Consider the following 17,317-nt stretch of genomic DNA (forward strand, 5'->3'; position numbering starts at 1 on the left):
CCCCGGCCTACGACACAGCCTGTCGTTACCGCCCCTGCGCAGCTGAAAGACCTATCGACCCCTCATCCGGCGCTTCGCGCCACCTTCTCCCACAAGGGGAGAAGGGACCGCTCACGGCAGCTGCCGCTATCTTGGTCGCGTGCTCATATGCGCGTTCCCCAAAGGGGGGGAGGCGCCCAGGACCTACTGCCCCGGACCCCGCGAGAAGTAGCGGAAGAACTCCGAGTCCGGCGACAGCACCAGGGTGGTGTCGCCCTGGCCGAGGCTGGTCTCATAGGCCCGCATCGACTGGTAGAAGGACGCGAAGGCCGGATCGCGGCCGAAGCTTTCGGAGAACAGGCGGGCCCGTTCGGCGTCGCCCTCGCCTCGGATGCGCTCGGCGTCGCCGGTGGCGGTGGCGATGATCTCCAGCTGCTTCTGGCCGCCGGTGGCGCGGATGCTGGTGGCCTCCTGCTGGCGGGCCGTTTGCATGCGCTCATAGACCGCCTGCTGGTTGGCGTCGGGCAGGTCGGCGCGGCGGATGCGTACGTCGATCACCTGGATGCCCAGGTTGGACGACACCGCCTGGCGGGCCAGATTCAGCTTGATCGTGTTCATCAGCTCGGCCCGGCGGGCGGAGATGATGTCGTCGGAATCCACCGTGCCCAGGGCCTGGCGCAGGGCGGCGTTGACCCGCTGCTGCAGCAGGGGACGGGCCGTGTCGTTGTCGCCCAGCCGGGTGTAGAACAGGTAGGGATTGTTGATCCGGTAGCGGATGAAGGCGTCGACCACGAGCCGTTCCTGGTCGCCGGTCAGGATTTCCTCGTTGCTGCGCGTCTCCAGCATCTGGTTGCGCTTGTCGAAGATGATGACGCTTTCGGTGAACGGCCACTTGGCCTTCAGGCCGGGACCGTCGCCGCGGCCGGGGGCGTTGACCACCCGCACCACCTTGCCGACCTGCAGCACCACCGCCTGCTGGGTCTGGCCCAGGACATAAAGGGTCTGGCTGGCGATCAGCAGCAGGCCGCCGACCAGAATCGCCAGGATGGTCAGTTTGTTGCGACCGATCATTGGGCGGCTCCCGGGGCGCGCGGCGCCGGCTGGACGGTGGGAGTCTGGACCTTCGGCCGGAAGGCGTCGGGCGGCAGGATGATCGGGGCGCTGGCCCCCTTGCTGTCGATGATCACCTTGTTGGACTTGGACAGCACCCGGCTCATCGTCTCGATATAGAGGCGCTGGCGGGTGACGCCGGGGGCCAGTCGGTACTGTTCGTAGATCTGGTTGAAGCGCTGGGCCTCGCCGACCGCCTCGTTGACGGCCTGGGCCTTGTAGCCGAGGGCGGCCTGGCGGATTTGCGCGGCCTTGCCGTTGGCCTCGTTGACCCGGGCCTGGAAGTTCTGGCGGGCGGCGGCGACGTCCTGGAAGGCGGCGACGACGCTGGCCGGCGGCTGGGCGTCGCGCACCTGCACGCTGTCGACCAGCACCCCGGCGTCATAGCTGTTGAGGATGCGCTGCATCAGCTCGGCGGCGTCGGCCTGCAGCTTGCCACGGCCGGTGGAGATGATCGGGTCCAGGCCGGTGCGGCCGACGACCTCGCGCATGGCGCTCTCGGCCACGGCTTTGACCGTGGTCTCGCCGTTGTCGATGTTGAACAGGAACTTGGCGGGGTCGTTGACCTTCCAGTTCACCGCGAAGGCGATGTCGACGATGTTCTCGTCGCCGGTCAGCATCAGGCTTTCGGCCGTGTTGGTGTTGGCCTTCTCGCCGCCGACCGGGGTCTGCCGGATCGTGGTGATGTCGACCTTGGTGTAGCCCTCGATGATCGGGAAGTGATAGCCGATGCCCGAGCTGTAGTCGCGGGTGTAGGCGCCGAAGGTGGTGACCACCGCCTGCTCCTTGGCCCCGACCACGATGATGCCGGCCAGCAGGTAGACGGCGACCAGCAGGCCGCCGACGACGGGGGCGTAGCGCCGCACCATCTCCTCGCCGCCCTGGGGCGAGCCACCGCCGCCGTTGCCGCCGCCGAACAGGCCGCGCAGACGGGCGCTCCAGCGCTCGATCAGCTCGTTGAGGTCGACGCCCTCGGCGGGCGGCGGTTGCGGGCGGCGCGGGGGCGGGGCCTTGCGCGGTTCGTCACGCGGGGCCTCGGGTTTGTCCTTGTCGCCTTCCGGCGGCGGCGAACCCCAGGGTCCGGGGTTGGCGTTATCGTTCCAGGGCATGGAGTCGGCGGGCTTCCGTCGGCTGAATAAAGGAGCCCGGTTGCAAACCGGGGCATAGAGCCGGATATGAGACCCCCAAGCCCTCAACGCAAGCTGAACCGGTATGTCTTCCGCCCCCGCAATCGACCGTGACGCCGTGCTGGCGGCCCTCGACAAGGTGATCGATCCCCGATCCGGACGCGGCCTGGTGTCCGCCGGACTGGTGCAGGGGCTGGTGTTGCGGCAGGGAACCGCCGGTTTCATGCTCGAGGTGCCGGCTGCCGACGCGGGGCGATACGGCTATATCCGCGACGAAGCGGAAAAGGTGCTGAAAAGCCTGCCGGGGATCGACAAGGCCCAGGTGGTGCTGACCGCCGAGGCCCCCGTCGGCGTCACCCGCCAGCGCAAGACCGCGCGGCTGAGCCCCGATCCGGCCTCCGAGCCCAAGGCCGCCCAGGCCGAGAAGCCGGCCCATGTGAAGCGGGTCATCGCCGTGGCCAGCGGCAAGGGCGGGGTCGGCAAGTCCACCGTCTCGGTCAACCTGGCCTGCGCCTTCGCCAAGCTGGGGCTGAACGTCGGCCTGCTCGACGCCGACGTCTACGGCCCCTCGGCGCCCAAGATGATGGGTATCGACGAGGAGCCGGCCTTCGTCGACGGCAAGCTGGAGCCGCTGGTCGCCCATGGCGTCAAGCTGATGAGCATCGGCTTCATGGTCGACGAAGGGGCGCCGATGATCTGGCGCGGCCCGATGGCGTCCTCGGCCGTGCGCCAGATGGTGCAGGACGTGCGCTGGGGCACCGAAGGCACGCCGCTCGACCTCCTGATCGTCGACCTGCCGCCGGGCACCGGCGACATCCACCTGACCCTGGTCCAGAAACTGGCCGTCGATGGCGTGGTGCTGGTCTCAACCCCCCAGGAGATCGCCCTGATCGACGCCCGCCGCGCGGCGGCGATGTTCGCCAAGACGGCGACCCCGATCCTGGGCGTGATCGAGAACATGGCCTGGTTCGAAGGGCCGGACGGAACCCGGATTCCAATCTTCGGTACGGGCGGCGCCCGGGCCGAGGCCGAAGCGCTCGGCGTGCCCCTGCTGGCCGAAATCCCCATCGAGATCGGCCTGCGCCAAGCCGGCGACGAGGGCCGTCCGCTGACGGCGGTGGGGGGCGAAAGCCTGGCCGCCAAGGGCTTTGAGGCGGCGGCTCGGGCGCTGTTGTAGGCTCTCAGGCCCCGGTCCCACATCCCCCTAAATCCGCTCATCCCGGCGAATGCCGGGACCCATTTCATAGGGCTCGGTGACGGAAGAGCGTGCCCTTGGGCACGGCCGTGACCGTTCGCAACTTTGGCCTCGCCGTGCCTGGAGGCACGAGTCTCGGCCGCCAGAGCCCTATGAAATGGGTCCCGGCATTCGCCGGGATGAGCGGAAAATTGGAGTGGAGTCTGACAGCAAGTAGGCGAACCAATGCTGCCTAGCCCCAACTCAGGCGCCGGTCTCGTCCACCACGATGGCCACCGTCTTGCCACGCGACAGCGGCTCCCAGCCGGCCGAGATGGCCGACTTGATGGCGTTGACGACCAGCTCCGGCTTGATCATCGCCGGTTTCAGCAGCGGGGCGCCGTAGCGGGGCTGGCGGCCGGCCGGGAATTCCACCACCGCCTCGCGCTGGCCTTCCGCATGGCGGACGGCCAGCGCCATGCCGCGATACTCGTTCGCATCGCTGGACCATTGCGGCTGGCGCTGCAGTCGCCACAGGTAGGGGTCGCCATCGACGGTGATCTCGAATTCGACGGGCTGCTTGCCTTTTGCCATGCCAAGGCGATAGCCCGTCGGAGCCGCACAAGCTACAGCGGGCCACGCTTTTCGTGGGGACGACATGCACGACATCCTGGCCCTCGGGACCCGCGCCGGGACCCTGCTCAAGGAACGGGGCGAGAAGGTCGCCGTCGGCGAGACCTCGGCCGGCGGCCTGATCTCCGCCAGCCTGCTGGCCGTGCCGGGCGCTTCGGCCTATTTCGCCGGCGGGGCCATCACCTATTCGGCGCGGTCGATCCGCGGCCTGGCCGGCATCTCCATCGAGCAGATGAGGGCCGACGGCATCCGCTCCAGCTCCGAGCCCTACGCCCTGCTGCTGGCCACCGAGATCCGCAACCGGCACGGCCACATCAGCTGGGGCCTGTCGGAGACCGGCGCGGCGGGTCCGGACGGCAACCCCTATGGCGATCCGGCCGGCCATACCTGCATGGCGGTGGTCGGCGCGGTCAGCGTGGCGCGCACCCTGCGCACCGGGTCGAACGACCGGGTCGCCAACATGTGGGCCTTCGCCGAGGCGACCCTGAAACTCTTCGTCGAGGTCCTGGAAACCGCGCCGCGCTAGGCCGGGTCTCGGGAAATTAGATCTACAAAAACATATAATAATTCAATAGCTTATTGAATATGTCTAGACATATTCATCGCTTGAACTGGTCGCTTTTGGGCGTGCGGCCGATGGCGTTGGTCGCGCCGTAGCCCTTTCGACCAACAAACCCCGCGCCTCGACCAACACTCCGGCCAACGCCGCGGGCCACGTCCACGCAGCCCCGGCCCACGCCAAAGCCAACGGGACATGGGTTCTGGCCCGGTTTCCGCGTCTTTCGAGCGGCATCGGCTTCTTTGTTGGTCAGCCGAGCGGCGGTATAATGGTTGGCCGCTTCGATAGCGGACGTCCGCCGGCAGGCGGGCGTCGCCCTAGGCGTCGCCGTCGTTGAACTCGTCGGCGGGCACGAAGGCGGCGCCCTCGTCGTCCAGCACCCAGACGCCGATAAAGGCCGGATGCGCCGGCGTCAGCTCCACATCGAGCAGGTCGCCGTCATAGAGGCCGACGTTGCTGTAGTCGAAATCCAGGGACAGCTGATGGGCGTAGCCGACCATCTCCTCGGCCATGCGGCGCGAATAGCCAAGCGCCTCGCTCTGATCGCCGAAGGTATCGGTCAGGGTGCTGACCTCCGCCGCATCGCTGCCTTGGGTCGCACTGGTGGTGACGATGGTGAACGCGGGCATGGTCGTCTCTCGGGATTCCAGGAATCCCCACCTAACCTGTTCCCTCGCCGAAGCCGCCTACATTCTCAAAATGCCGGTCGATCAGTCGGAGTCGCGGTCGGCCTTCTTGTTGGCGCGGTAGGTCTTGTGGACACGGCGTTCGGCGTCCTTCTGCGCGCGGTCGGCCTTCTCCGCCACCGCCGCCAGCTCCAGCCCCAGCTTCTGGAAGTGGGCCCAGCGATCGGGGTCGAGCGCGCCGCTCTCCAACGCCGCCCGCACCGCGCACCCGGGCTCGCGCTCATGGCCGCAGTCGCTGAACCGGCAGCTGGCGACGAGCGCCTTGACGTCGTCGAACACGGCGGCGACCCCGTCGTCCTCGCCAATCAGCCCGACCTCTCGCATGCCGGGCGTGTCGATGATCAACCCGCCGCCGGGCAACAACACCAGCTGGCGGTGGCTGGTGGTGTGGCGGCCCTTGTCGTCGCCTTCGCGAATGGCGGCGGTTGCCATCCTGTCTTCGCCCAGGAAGGCGTTGACCAGGGTCGACTTGCCCGCCCCGGACGAGCCGATCAGCACGCAGGTCTCGCCGGGCCCGACCTGGGCCAACAGGGCGTCAAGGCCAAGACCCTGACGGGCCGACACCACGACGATGGGGCAGTCGGCGGCCAGGGCGGCAATCCCGGCGACCCTGGCGTCGAGGTCGGTGCAGAGGTCCGACTTGGTCAGCACCACCACCGGCCGCGCCCCGCTCTGCCAGGCGGCCGCGAGATAGCGCTCGATCCGGCGCGGGTTGAGGTCGGCGTTCAGGGACGCGACCACGAAGGCCACATCGATGTTGCTGGCGATCGTCTGCACCGTGGCCAGGCTGTCGGCGGCCCGCCGCACGAAGGCGGTGCGGCGCGGCAGGATGGCGTGGATGGTGGCGGAGCGTTGCGCCCGATCGATCGACAGCGCCACCCAGTCGCCGACGGCCGGCTGGCCGACCTCCCCGACCTCGTGCAGCAGGCGGCCGGAGGCCCTGGCCCGCACCTCGCCCTGGGCGGTGGCGACCAGATATCCGTTGCGCTGCTGGACAACGATCCGCCCCGGCAGATGGCCGGCGCGGGCGTGCGGCGCGAACGTCGCCGCCAGCAGGTCAGACCATCCAAACTGTTCGATCAAGTCAGAAGCTTCCAGGGCGCCGGTTCGCCGTGGCTGACTTCTACGGCCGACCGCGGCGTTAGGCCATCGCCAGCGTCGCCGGTTTGCTCGAGGCCAGCTTGAACACGTCCCAGTACCCCGGCGAGGTCAGCATCCCCGGCAGCACGCCCTTGGCCCTCAGCAGCCGCTGGGTCCGGGGCAGGTTGTAGCAGGGCACATGCATGAACATGTGGTGCTCGCAGTGGTAGTTCACATAGTAGGGAGCCAGCAAGGCGCGCTCGATGAGGTTGGCCCGGGTCGTGCGGGCGTGGCGCAGCGGGTCGGGCTCGTCCTTGGCGACGCAGGCGTGCTCGGCGATGTTGCGCAGGCGGGTGACGAGCGGCAGCCAGGTCGCCTGCGGCAGCAGCCACAGCACCGGCCAGGCCCACCAGAAACCGAACGGGGCGGTGACCGCGACGGTGACGATCATGCCGAGGAAGAAGCGGCGGCGGGCGACCACGGCCTTCTTGAGGATCGGCCACAGGGGCTGGTCGGGCTTGCGTTCGGCGAGGGTCTTCACCAGGCCGGCCCAGCGCTGCTTGTAGTAGGTCTGGCCAGTCAGATCGCGGACCACCTTGCGCCACAGCGACTGGCGGGTGATCGGGAAGGGGGCCGAGAGGACCAGGTCGGGGTCCTCGGCCTGCTGGGCGAACTTGTGGTGGCCCAGGTGATAGGTGCGGTAGGCGACCAGGCCGCCCGGGGTCAGGTAGTCGCCCAGGAAGTCGTTGGTCTTCAGGTCAGGGTGCAGGGCGCCATGGGCGGCGTCGTGCATCAGGATGGCCAGGCCCAGCTGGCGGGCGCCGATGATCATCACCGCCAGCGGGATGGTGATCGGCCAGAGGAAGGCCATGGCGGCGGCGGCGAAGATGACCAGCCAGGCGTGGGCGATCAGGGCCGGGCCTTTCCAGACCGACTTGTGGGCCAGCGGGGCCCATTCCTCGGGGGTGAAGTAGGACTTGGGGGCGACACGGGCGGCGGCGGCCATCAGGCGTCTCCTCGGGCGGGGGTGAGCAGGGCGAGCATGTCCTCGACGGCCTGCGAAACGGTGGCCTCGGTGGCTCCTTCGCGCAGGGACACGCCGAGGGCCAGGGTCCAGAAGCGGCGGGCGGTCGTGGCGGCGTCCTCCCGGCCGGTCCAGCCACGGCGGCGGCGGACGTCGGCATAGGCGCGGTCGCCCTCGGCATGCAGGCGTTCGAAGGTGCGTTCGATGAGCGGGGCCAAGTCCTGGCGGCGGCGGGTCAGGGACAGGGCCTCGACGAACAGCGCCAGGCCCGGCGAGCCGATGACGGTCTCGACCAGCCGGCGGTTGTAGTCGCCGCCCGTCGGGGCGGTCGAAGCGGCGGTCTCGGCCTGGGCGGCGACGTAGAGCATCTCGCGGCAGGCGGCCTCGACGAACAGGGCCTCCTTGGTGCGGAAGTAATAGGTGACCTGGCTGGGGTAGGCGCCGGCCGCCGCGGCGATCTCGGCCACCGCCACCCCGGCCGCGCCGCGGGCCTTGAACAGCTCGACGGCAGCGTCGAGCAGGCGCGAGCGCATCCGCTTTCCGGGCTCGCGGACGGCGCGCACATCGGTGAGGGCCTGCACCTTCGGCATGGCTTAGTTGTATGTCATACAAGAAGGATCGTCAACGGCGGGCCGGGCACTGGACAGAGACCCCCGTTCGTCGCACGCTGATCGTCCCGTGGGAGGGCTGACCATGCGGCGCAGGCTTGTACTGGGCGTGGTTTCGACGCCGGCGATGGCCGGCGCCGCCAGCGGCTTTGACGCCAGGCGCGGCCGGAACACCGAACCGATCCTATCCACCTTTCGCCGGGACAACCCGGCATCCCGCGGAGGCTGATCGCCGCCGCCGACTACGACAAGGCCCCGACGTCTGGTCCGAGAGGCCTTGCGAACAGAAGAGGGAGTTCGTCAGTGAGGAAGACAGTTATCGTGCTCATTGGGGCCCTGGTTCTGGGGCTCGCGACGGCCGGGCAGGCGGGGGCCTGCTCCATCGACCCGGCCACCGGCAAGATGAGCACCAAGAAGGGGACGCCCTATCCCGGCGCCAAGGGCAAGCCCTGGTATGCGCAGGGCAAGGCCCTGACCCTGGACAACGACAGCTACAAGAAGACCGGCGCGCCGCGCGTCTTCGGCGACTCGGAATTCAGCTACCTCAGGAAGGTCGGGGAGATGGAGGGCGTGCCCTTCTATCGCGACGAGGACCTGCCCGACCTGCTGTTCGTGCCGATCGACGCGGCCGCCTGCACCTTCCACGCCTACGACAAGGGGTAGCCCTGACGGGACGGCGTGGGGAGCCGCCCCGTCAGGACCCGGCCTACTCGAACAGCCAGTCGGCCTTCGGGTCGGGCGCGGCGGGGGACGCCAGGCCGATGAAGTCGGCGGCGGTGAGGTTGGCGGCCTGCATCCCGGTCAGGGTGACATAGCCGCCGTCGGCGAAGATCACCTTGGCGCCGGCCGCCAGCTGGACGATCGAGCTGTAGGCGCCGCCGTAGCCGGAGACGTCGATCAGATCGACGCCGTCCTGGAAGTCGGCGATGGTGTTGGCGCCGTCGCCGGTCGCCAGCACGAAGATGTCGGCGCCGGCCCCGCCCGTCAGGGTGTCCTGGCCGATCCCGCCGATCAGCACATCGTCGCCGTCGCCGCCGAACAGCTTGTCGGCCCCCGACCCGCCCTTCAACAGGTCGCCGCCGCCCATGCCGTTCAGCGTGTCGTTGCCCTCGAGGCCGTCGATGGTCTCGAACAGGTCGGTCCCGTTGAGGGTATTGGCGCCGATGGTGCCGGTCAGCGTCGCCTCCGAGCCGACCGTCACCATGGGCGGGGGCGGAGGCGGCGGGGGCGGAGGCGGCGGGGGAGGCGGCGGCGGCGGGGGTGGTGAGGGCGGGGGCGGCTCGGCGCCGGTGATGAAGTCGGCCGCGCCGAGGTTGGCCGCCTGCGCGCCGGTCAGGGTGACATAGCCGCCGTCGGCGAAGATGACCTTGGCCCCGCCGGCCAGCTGGACGATCGAATTGTAGACGCCGCCGTAGCCGCTGATGTCGATCAGGTCCGTGCCGTCCTGGAAGTCGGCGATGGTGTTGGCCCCGTCACCGGTGGCCAGCACGAAGACGTCGGCCCCGGTCCCGCCGGTGAGCGTGTCCTGGCCGGCGCCGCCGACGAGAACGTCGTCACCGTCGCCGCCGTGGAGCTTGTCGGCCCCCTCGCCGCCCTGCAGCAGGTCGCCGCCGCCCATGCCGTAGAGCGTGTCATTGCCGGCCAGGCCGAGGATGGTCTCGTAGAGGTCGCCGCCGGTGATGGTGTTGGCGCCGACGGTCCCGGTCAGGGTCAGTTCCGAGCCGGGGGCCGGGCCGCCTGGCGGCGGCGGCAGGATGAAGTTGGCGTCGGTCAGGGTGTGGGCGCTGACGTTCCTGACCAGGATGCTGCCGCCGCCGGCCAGCTGCACGATGGAGTCCTCGCCGCTGGCGACGATCTGCAGGTAACCGCCGACCGCCGTCAGGTCGATCTTGTCATGGCCCAGGCCGAAGTCGACGATGATGTCCTGGCCGGAATCGGCTTCGAAGACGAACACGTCCGCGCCGCCGTCGCCGGTCATGAAGTCGTCCCCGGCGCCGCCCTTGAGGACGTCGGCCCCGACGCCGCCGAGCAGGACGTCAGCGCCGTCCTGGCCCTCCAGCAGATCGTCGCCGGCCAGACCATCGAGGACGTTGCCGATCAGGTCGCCCCGCAGGATGTCGTCGCCCTGGCCGCCCTGGATGCCTTCGATGCTGAAGAACTGGTCGCCCAAGGCCTCGCCGGTGTTGTTCAGGCTGTTGGCCATGTCGACCGTCAGCCCCGTGGCAAGGTCGCCGTAGGAGACGATATCCTGGCCGCCCCGGCCAAAATACCTGTCGGTCCCGCCACGGCCCTGGAGGACATCGTCGCCGCCGTCGCCGTCGAGGCTGTTGTGGTGGGCGTCGCCGTAGAGGTGGTCGGCGAAGCTGGATCCGAGCAGGCCTTCGATGGAGCTGTAGGTGTCGCCGACCGCGTCGCCGGTCGCCTGGGCCGGGTCGGACAGGCTGGCGACCACGCCCGAGAGGGCATTGAAGTAGGCGGCGATGTCCAGGCCTTCGCCACCGACCAGCGTGTCGGCTCCGACGCCGCCATGCAGCAGATCGTCGCCGAACTCGCCCTTCAGGAGATCATCGCCGCCCAGGCCGTACAGCTCGTCATCGCCGCCGCCGCCGGTCAGGGTGTTGGCCAGCGCGTTGCCCGTCAGCTTGTCGTCGAAGTTGGAGCCGGCCAGGTTCTCGATGCTGATGTAGGTGTCGCCGGCCGCCTCGCCCAGGTTGTTGCCGGGGCTCACCAGGTTGACCCGCACGCCGATCGCCGCCTGGGCGTAGGAGGCGGTGTCCTGGCCGGCTCCGCCGTCGAGGACGTCGCCCCCGGCGCTTCCCATCAGGACGTTGTCCTGGGCGTCGCCGGTCAGGGTGTCGTCGAAGGCGGACCCTTCGATCCCTTCGATGGAGACGTAGCTGTCGCCGACCGCGTCGCCGGTGTTGCCGCTCGGAGAGGCCAGGCTGACCTTCACCGCCGTGTCGGATGCGCTGTAGGTGGCGAAGTCCAGGCCGTCGCCGCCGAGCAGGACGTCGCCGCCGCCGAGGCCTTCGAGGAAGTCATCGCCCTGGCCGCCGGCCAGCTGGTTCGCCGTGCTGGCGCCGCGCAGGGAGTCGCCGAGGGCGGAGCCCTCGACGTTTTCGATGCTGCTGTAGCTGTCGCCCGCCGCGTCTCCGCCATAGCCGGCGGACCCGGACAGGTAGACGGTGACGGCCTGGGCGGAGGTCGAGTAGGAGACGGTGTCGATGCCGCCGCCGCCGTTCAGGCTGTCGGCCCCGGCCCCACCGGTCAGCACATTGGCGCCGGCGTTGCCGGTCAGCACGTCGTCGAAGGCCGAACCCCACAGGTTCTCGATGCTGACGAAGCTGTCGCCGGCGGCCTCGCCAGTATTGCCGGCGGGCGCGACGAGGGACACGGTCAGGCCGGTCGTCGCCTTGCGATAGGAGGCGGTGTCGCTGCCGAGGCCGCCGTTGAGCAGATCGCCGCCAAGGCCGCCTTCGAGGACGTTGGCCGAGGCGTTGCCGTACAGGCTGTCGTTGAAGTTCGAACCAGTCAGGTTCTCGATGCTGCTGTAGGTGTCGCCGGCGGCCTGGCCGAAGTTGATGCTCGGGTCGAGCAGGCTGGCCTTCACCAGGCCGGTCGAGTTGACGTAGCTGGCGGTGTCGGAGCCCTCGCCGCCGTTCAGCGCATCCTTGCCGGAGCCGCCGATGAGGACGTCGTTGCCGCCCAGGCCGTTTAGCGTGTCCGCCCCCGCGCCGGTGGTGAGGGTGTCGTCGCCCTCCGTGCCGGTGGCGGTCTGGGGCGGCGGCGGCGGGGCAGGCAGGTACAGCGGCGGCTCGGCGCCGGTGACGGACGACTTGATCATTCTCTCTTCAGGCTCCCAGGCCCTACGCGGCGCGCGGGGCGATTGTCGGTGACGCGGGGGGCGTCTTCTGGGAGGGCTATATGTCTCGGTCGCCGAGCCCGATCAGGCGCGGCGACGCGCGTCGCGTCGCGCCGGCGCGCGAAAAGTTGCGCGGAGTTGCGCGTAGTTTGGTTACCCGAACCTAGTAATCGATATCCGGACCGTCGCCGGCGACCAGAGGCCCGCGGGCCATCGACCGGGCCAGGGCCATGGTCATCAGGAGGTCGCCGCCCTGGGCGAAAGCCGTGGGGCCGACGTCGCGCAGCAGATGGTCGCGGATGGCGTCGGGGATCGAGCCCTCCGGGGCCAGGGGGTGGTTCTGGATGAGCTCGCGGTAGTGGGCGTCGTCGGCTTCGATGTCGCCGGTCAGGTTGCCGATGCGCTGGGAGATGATCGGGGCGGCGGTGATGGTGCGGCCGGCGTCCGGGGCCTGGGACAGGCTGATGCCGTCGAGCACGTCGACCCGCCGCTGCAACACGCCGTTGAAGATGGCAAAGACCATGGAGCCGGTCAGCGGCTGGGTGCAGAGCGAGAAGACCGCCTGGTGCATCGGCAGGATCCAGCCCTCCAGCTCGGTGCCGGCGATGCCCATGCGGTAGATGAGCAGGCCCGTCTCGTCGCGGCGGACGATGCCGTACTCGTGCTGGAAGCGACCGGGCAGCAGGGCGACCGGGCGGGTGGTGCGGAAGAAGCCCTCATAGGCGTCGGCCCGCAGCTCGGCGGTGGCGACGAACTGGTCGAACAGGGCGGGCGGCAGGCTGAGGCCCTTGAAGGCATTGGCCTGCCTGGCGGCGGAGGCGGCGCCCAGGACCTCGGCGAACCCGGCCAGATCGCGGTCCCAGTCGAGGGTGGTGAAGTCCGGCCGGCGGGCGGCGACGAGGGCGGTCAGGCCCTGCAGGTTGTAGTCGGACGGCACGGCCTGGCCGTTCAGCCAGCGGGCGATGCCCGACTTATGGACGCGCAGCTCGGCGGCCAGCCGGCCCCGGCTGATCGACAGGGCCTTGAGGGTGAGGTCGAGTTTCGCGGCGAACGAGTCGATAGCCATGGCCGAACTTTTCCGGCCTTGGCCCAGAAAGGCAAGGAGGCTTGCAACTAGAAGGACCCCAGAGGTGGCGCGTTCAGATGTCTTCGCCACGCTCCGGTTCGCGGATGCCTATTCGAACAGCCAGTCGGCCTTGGGATCGGGCGGGGCCGGCATGGACAGGCCGATGAAGTCGGCGGCGGTGAGGCTGGCGACCATGACCCCGGTGAGGGTGACGTAGCCGCCGTCGGCGAAGACGATCTTGGCCCCGCCGGCCATCTGGATGATCGAGGTATAGCCGCCGTAGGCGGTGACATCGATCAGGTCGATGCCGTCCTCGAAGTCGGCGATGGTGTTGGCGCCGTCGCCCGGGGCGAGGACGAAGATGTCCGCGCCCGCGCCGCCGGTCAGGGTGTCCTGGCCGACGCCGCCAACCAGCACATCGTCGCCGTCGCCGCCGTAGAGCTTGTCCGCTCCCGTCCCGCCCTGCAGCAGGTCGGCGCCGCCCATGCCGTAGAGGGTGTCGTTGCCGTCCAGCCCCTGGATGGTCTCGAAGAGATCCGTGCCGGTCAGGGTGTTGGCGCTGACATTGCCGGTGATCGTCGCCTCAGAGCCGGCCGGAGGGGGCGGTGGTGGCGGCGGCGGCGGCGGCGGCGGCGGCGGAGGCGGCGGAGGCGGAGGTGGCGGTGGCGGTGGCGGCGGAGGCGGCGGAGGCGGCGGAGGCGGAGGTGGCGGTGGCGGTGGCGGGGGAGGAGGAGGAGGAGGAGGTGGTGGCGGAGGCGGAGGCGGCGACATCCCGGCGATGAAGTCGGGGGCGCTCAGGTCGGTGGCCATGATGCCGGTCAGGTTCACATAGCCGCCGTCGGCGAAGATCACCTTCGCGCCCCCGGCCATCTGCACGATGGAGGTGTAGGCGCCGTAGGCGGAGATATCGATCAGGTCCATGCCGTCCTGGAAGTCGGCGATGGTGTTGGCCCCGTCGCCGGGCGCGAGGACGAAGATGTCCGCTCCGGCCCCGCCGGTCAGCGTGTCCTGGCCCGCGCCGCCGATGAGGATGTCATCGCCATTGCCGCCGTTGAGCTTGTCGGCGCCCAGGCCGCCCTCAAGCAGGTCGCCGCCGTCCATGCCGTTCAGGGTGTCGTTGCCGTCCAGGCCCTGGATGGTCTCGAACAGCGCCGCGCCGGTGAGGGTGTCGGCCCCAATCGTCCCGACGATCGTCAGCTCGGACCCGATCGCCGGCGGAGGAGGCGGAGGAGGCGGCGGCGGCGGTGGTGGCGGTGGCGGTGGTGGCGGAGGCGGAGGCGGCGGAGGCGGCGGAGGCGGCGGCGGCGGCGGGGGAGGAGGTGGAGGAGGCGGAGGCGGAGGCGGCGGCGGTGGCGGTGGCGGTGGCGGAGGCGGCGGCGGCGGCGCGCTGAGGCCGATGAAGTCGGCGTCGACCAGGGACGCGGAGTTGACGTTCTTGAGCACCAGCGAGCGGCCGCCGCCGAGGGTGATGACGGTGTCGGCGCCGTTCTGGAAGCGATTGGCGTAGCTGCCGAAGGCGGCGATGTCGATCAGATCCTGGCCGTGGATGAAGTCCTCGATGGTGTCGCCGCCCGCGCCGGCCTCGACGCGGAAGACGTCGGCCCCGGAGCCGCCGTTGAAGGAGTTGGACCCGGCCCCGCCCGCCAGGAGATCGCCGCCGGCGCTGCCGGACAGCCGGTTGTTGCCGGCGTCGCCGTACAGCTGGTCATTGTCGCCACCGCCGGCCAGGTTCTCGATGGAGATGAAACTGTCGCCGAACGCTTCGCCGGTGTTGATGATGGGCGCGGCAAGGCTGACGACGACACCGCTGACGGCATTGCCGTAGGAGGCAGTGTCGAAGCCGCCGCCGCCGTCGAGGACATCGGCGCCGAGGCCGCCCTGCAGCAGGTCGTTCTGGTTTCCGCCGTCGAGAAGGTCGCTTCCGACCGCGCCCAGCAGGATGTCGGCGCCGTCCGAGCCGCGCAGCCGGTTGTCGCCACCGTCGCCGACCAGGATATCGTCGAAGAAGCTGCCGAGCAGGCCTTCGATGGAGATGTAGGAGTCGCCCACGGCGTCGAAGGTGTTGAGGTTGGGCGAGGCCAGGAAGACGGTCACACCGTTGTCTGAGGTCAGATAGGAGGCCGTGTCGAAGCCGCCGCCGCCGTTCAGCACGTCGGCGCCGTGGCGGCCCTCCAGCAGGTTGTCCCCGCCATCGCCGGTCAGCTTGTCGTTATGGAAGCCGCCCTTCAGGTTTTCGATCGAGATGTAGGTATCGCCGGCGGCGTCCCCGGTGTTGACGAGGATGTTGGCCAGGTTGGCCGTCACCGCGGCGCCGGCCGACTCGTAGGAGGCGGTGTCGACGCCGCCGCCGCCGTCGAGCACGTCGCCGCCGGCCAGGCCGCCGAGGACGTCGTCGCCGAGCAGGCCCGCGAGGCCGTTGGGCGTGGCGTCGCCGAGGATGATGTCATCGAAGTTCGAGCCTTGGAGGTTTTCGATCGAGGTGTAGGTGTCGCCGGCGGCGTCGCCGATCTTCAGGAAGCCTCCGGCGGTCAGGGTCGTCCAGATGGCGGAGGTCGCGGTGCGGTAGGAGGCGGTGTCGAAGCTGTTGCCGCCGCGCAGGTCGTCCGCCCCGGCCCCGCCGATCAGAGTGTTGGAGCCGGCGTTGCCGATCAGGATGTCGGCGAAGGCCGAACCCTGCAGGTGCTCGATGGAGGCGTAGGTATCGCCGAAGGCCTCGCCGGTGTTCTGGGCCGGGGCGGCCAGGCTGACGGTCAGGCCGGCCGCCGCATGGGCGTAGGAGGCGGTGTCGAAGCCCGCGCCGCCGTTCAACAGGTCGGCGCCCAGGCCGCCCTCCAGCACATTGGCGCCGCCGTCGCCGTAGAGGCTGTCGTTGTAGTTCGAGCCCCGCAGGTTCTCGACGCTGTTGTAGGTGTCGCCGAGCGCATGGCCGAAGTTGACGCTCGGATCGAGCAGGCTGGCCTTCACCAAGGTGGTGGCGGTGATGTAGCTGGCGGTGTCGGAACCGTTCTGGCCGAACATCGCGTCCGCGCCGGAGCCGCCGACCAGCACGTCGTCGCCGTCGTAGCCGTTGAGGGTGTCGTTCCCCGCCGCGCCGGTCAGGGTGTCATCGCCCTCGAAGCCGCTGATCGTGTCGTTGCCGCCGCCGCCGGTCAGGGTGTCGGGGCCGGAGGTGCCGTTGATGACCATCGGCGGCGGCGGGGGCGGGGCCGCGTTCAACGGCTGCTCGTCGCCGAACGGCTTGCGGGTCTTGATCATGATCCTGCTCCCCCAGCCTGGCGCTCTGCAGCGCCGTCGCCGGCCGTGACGGCGCCCATGGGGGCGTTTCCGTGAGGGGAATATGTGCCGATCGGTGGGGCCCCACAGGTGTGACAGCCTGCATCCGCGTGCAGCAGCGTGCATCTGCGCGCGGGGCGGCGTATGGGTTGATCCTGGCCGGAACCGTCCGCGTAGCCCGCCGAGATACAAAGGCTCTGCCATGGACACCGGCACCTTCGCCGCCAAGCTCGAACTGGCCCTCAAGGTGCTGTCGATGAGCCGCAGCCGGATGGCGTCCGAGCTGGAGGTCGACAAGTCGGTGATCGGCCGCTGGCTGGCCGGGCAGGTGCGGCCGACGCCGCATAACCTGGAGCGGCTGACGGCGGTAATCGCCGCCCGGCGGTCCAGCTTCACCATGCTGGACTGGGACAGCGACCTGGCCGCTTTCGGCGCTGCGTTGGGGGCCCCGTCGCCGGTGCGCACCTCGCGGTTCGGCACCGGCCTGCCGCTGCCGCTGCTGGACCAGATGGCGGCGCTGACCGACCGGCGCCACGCCGCTTACGAAGGGTTCTTCCAGACCACCCGGCCTTCGGCCCTGATGCCGGGGCGTTATCTGCATGACCGCGGCATGGTCCGGCGGGACGCCTCGGGACTGATGGCCTACCGCATGGGCATCGCCGGCACCGAGTATGAGGGCTGGCTGCTGCCGGTGGAGAACCAGATCATCTGCATCTCCACCGACGTGACCAGCGGGGCCATGGCCTTCGCCATCTTCAACGGCGTCAACCAGCCGACCGTGGCGGTGATCGACGGTATCACCCTGTCGACCGCCCAGGACCCCGGCCGCACAATCGTCGCCGCGCCGATCGTGCTGGAGCGGCTGGGGCCGCTGAGCGGCGACGAAGAGACCGACGAGGCCCGCTATCGCGAGCTGATCGCCGGCCCGCCGCTGGCGGCCGAGGGCGCGGTTCCGCCGGCCATCCAGGACCATCTGTCGCGGGACTTCGGGCCGAGCGAGATGGCCAGGGGCGGCGACTGGATGATGACGCTTGGCTTGGCGCGTTCGCTGGCGCGCGGGGCGGCCTTCTCCGAGGCCGGCGCCTGACCCCCCGATTTGGCAGATGTCGGCCCTCGGCCGGTCGCTATGCTGGCCG

14 protein-coding genes are annotated in these 17,317 nt (G+C 69.8%); 4 read left to right on the plus strand and 10 right to left on the minus strand.

What is annotated here, in order from left to right; translation table 11 throughout:
- Nucleotides 1-183: 183 nt before the first annotated feature.
- On the minus strand, nucleotides 184-1,050 hold the full coding sequence (gene hflC / locus AC1RSK_RS04345; RefSeq protein WP_492905858.1) for a protease modulator HflC: 867 nt from the start codon (nucleotides 1,048-1,050) through the stop codon (nucleotides 184-186).
- Entirely contained in the window at nucleotides 1,047-2,198 is a 1,152-nt protein-coding gene (hflK, locus tag AC1RSK_RS04350) for an FtsH protease activity modulator HflK (protein ID WP_492905860.1), read from the minus strand. Before hflK ends, hflC begins: the two co-directional genes overlap by 4 nt.
- 103 nt (nucleotides 2,199-2,301) lie before the next feature.
- On the opposite strand from hflK, the gene AC1RSK_RS04355 reads away from it, so the two are divergent.
- On the plus strand, nucleotides 2,302-3,393 hold the full coding sequence (locus AC1RSK_RS04355) for an Mrp/NBP35 family ATP-binding protein (RefSeq protein WP_492905862.1): 1,092 nt from the start codon (nucleotides 2,302-2,304) through the stop codon (nucleotides 3,391-3,393).
- 261 nt (nucleotides 3,394-3,654) lie between these two features.
- On the opposite strand, the gene AC1RSK_RS04360 is transcribed toward AC1RSK_RS04355, so the two are convergent.
- Nucleotides 3,655-3,984, minus strand: coding sequence for a hypothetical protein (locus AC1RSK_RS04360; RefSeq protein WP_492905863.1), 330 nt, complete (start codon nucleotides 3,982-3,984; stop codon nucleotides 3,655-3,657).
- Between the two features lie 64 nt (nucleotides 3,985-4,048).
- On the opposite strand from AC1RSK_RS04360, the gene AC1RSK_RS04365 reads away from it, so the two are divergent.
- Nucleotides 4,049-4,549 (plus strand): CinA family protein, encoded by a 501-nt coding sequence (locus AC1RSK_RS04365; RefSeq protein WP_492905865.1) that lies wholly within the window; start codon nucleotides 4,049-4,051, stop codon nucleotides 4,547-4,549.
- Between the two features lie 350 nt (nucleotides 4,550-4,899).
- On the opposite strand, the gene AC1RSK_RS04370 is transcribed toward AC1RSK_RS04365, so the two are convergent.
- The 4 genes from AC1RSK_RS04370 to AC1RSK_RS04385 all read right to left on the minus strand — a co-directional run bounded on the left by AC1RSK_RS04370 (nucleotide 4,900) and on the right by AC1RSK_RS04385 (nucleotide 7,962).
- On the minus strand, nucleotides 4,900-5,211 hold the full coding sequence (locus tag AC1RSK_RS04370) for a hypothetical protein (RefSeq protein ID WP_492905867.1): 312 nt from the start codon (nucleotides 5,209-5,211) through the stop codon (nucleotides 4,900-4,902).
- Nucleotides 5,212-5,292: 81 nt separating this feature from the next.
- Nucleotides 5,293-6,351 carry a ribosome small subunit-dependent GTPase A gene (gene rsgA, locus AC1RSK_RS04375; protein WP_492905869.1) on the minus strand — a complete coding sequence of 353 codons (1,059 nt, stop codon included), beginning with the start codon at nucleotides 6,349-6,351 and terminating at the stop codon, nucleotides 5,293-5,295.
- Nucleotides 6,352-6,409: 58 nt separating this feature from the next.
- The gene (locus tag AC1RSK_RS04380) at nucleotides 6,410-7,354 is read right to left on the minus strand and encodes a fatty acid desaturase family protein (protein WP_492905870.1); all 945 of its coding nucleotides are present in this window, start codon (nucleotides 7,352-7,354) and stop codon (nucleotides 6,410-6,412) included.
- Nucleotides 7,354-7,962, minus strand: a complete 609-nt coding sequence (locus AC1RSK_RS04385) for a TetR/AcrR family transcriptional regulator C-terminal domain-containing protein (protein WP_492905872.1) — start codon at nucleotides 7,960-7,962, stop codon at nucleotides 7,354-7,356. The genes AC1RSK_RS04380 and AC1RSK_RS04385 overlap by 1 nt, the downstream gene beginning before the upstream one ends.
- A gap of 321 nt (nucleotides 7,963-8,283) precedes the next feature.
- Here AC1RSK_RS04385 and AC1RSK_RS04390 point away from each other — a divergent pair, with 321 nt between their 5' ends.
- Nucleotides 8,284-8,643 carry a hypothetical protein gene (locus tag AC1RSK_RS04390; RefSeq protein ID WP_492905874.1) on the plus strand — a complete coding sequence of 120 codons (360 nt, stop codon included), beginning with the start codon at nucleotides 8,284-8,286 and terminating at the stop codon, nucleotides 8,641-8,643.
- Between the two features lie 43 nt (nucleotides 8,644-8,686).
- Here AC1RSK_RS04390 and AC1RSK_RS04395 read toward each other — a convergent pair whose 3' ends face one another.
- The 3 genes from AC1RSK_RS04395 to AC1RSK_RS04405 all read right to left on the minus strand — a co-directional run bounded on the left by AC1RSK_RS04395 (nucleotide 8,687) and on the right by AC1RSK_RS04405 (nucleotide 16,163).
- Nucleotides 8,687-11,824, minus strand: coding sequence for a hypothetical protein (locus tag AC1RSK_RS04395; protein WP_492905876.1), 3,138 nt, complete (start codon nucleotides 11,822-11,824; stop codon nucleotides 8,687-8,689).
- Between the two features lie 181 nt (nucleotides 11,825-12,005).
- Nucleotides 12,006-12,908, minus strand: a complete 903-nt coding sequence (locus AC1RSK_RS04400; RefSeq protein ID WP_492905878.1) for a helix-turn-helix domain-containing protein — start codon at nucleotides 12,906-12,908, stop codon at nucleotides 12,006-12,008.
- A 108-nt stretch (nucleotides 12,909-13,016) separates the two neighbouring features.
- The gene (locus AC1RSK_RS04405; RefSeq protein ID WP_492905880.1) at nucleotides 13,017-16,163 is read right to left on the minus strand and encodes a hypothetical protein; all 3,147 of its coding nucleotides are present in this window, start codon (nucleotides 16,161-16,163) and stop codon (nucleotides 13,017-13,019) included.
- A 220-nt stretch (nucleotides 16,164-16,383) separates the two neighbouring features.
- Between AC1RSK_RS04405 and AC1RSK_RS04410 the strand changes: the two genes are divergently transcribed.
- Nucleotides 16,384-17,268 (plus strand): helix-turn-helix domain-containing protein, encoded by an 885-nt coding sequence (locus AC1RSK_RS04410; RefSeq protein ID WP_492905882.1) that lies wholly within the window; start codon nucleotides 16,384-16,386, stop codon nucleotides 17,266-17,268.
- Nucleotides 17,269-17,317 lie beyond the last annotated feature (49 nt).

Source organism: Caulobacter sp. GW821-FHT11A05 (genome assembly GCF_058809015.1).